Origin of the sequence: Pseudoalteromonas sp. SIMBA_162, from assembly GCF_046535955.1 — a bacterium.
GTDB lineage: Bacteria > Pseudomonadota > Gammaproteobacteria > Enterobacterales > Alteromonadaceae > Pseudoalteromonas > Pseudoalteromonas marina.
Window position 1 is genome coordinate 1 of sequence record NZ_JAWJBQ010000925.1, and the last position, 247, is coordinate 247.

The 247-nt window shown below is 53.0% G+C and carries 1 protein-coding gene; it reads right to left on the reverse strand.

Translation table 11 applies throughout. From position 1 onward, the window contains the following. On the reverse strand, positions 1-247 hold a 247-nt coding region (locus tag R0J88_RS22410), incomplete at both ends, for a DUF4123 domain-containing protein (protein ID WP_410901229.1).

The following is a 247-nucleotide window of genomic DNA, read 5'->3' on the forward strand; positions in this document are numbered from 1 at the left end:
AGTGGAGCTGATGCGGTGTCAAAATCCATCGAAGATGAGTCATGACACGAGGGTCGAAAAAACGGCAATACATCCATTTTGCCGTTGGAGTAGCTACCAAGCAGAATCGACTCAATTGATCCAACAAGACGCTCGCCTCGACATCTGCCTGCAGTAGCGCGCAATACGAGGGCGGCATGACATGGCGCGACATGGCCTCGGCTTGCTCCCTGACTTGAGCAGCTGCAGACTCAGTGATGCGATAAAG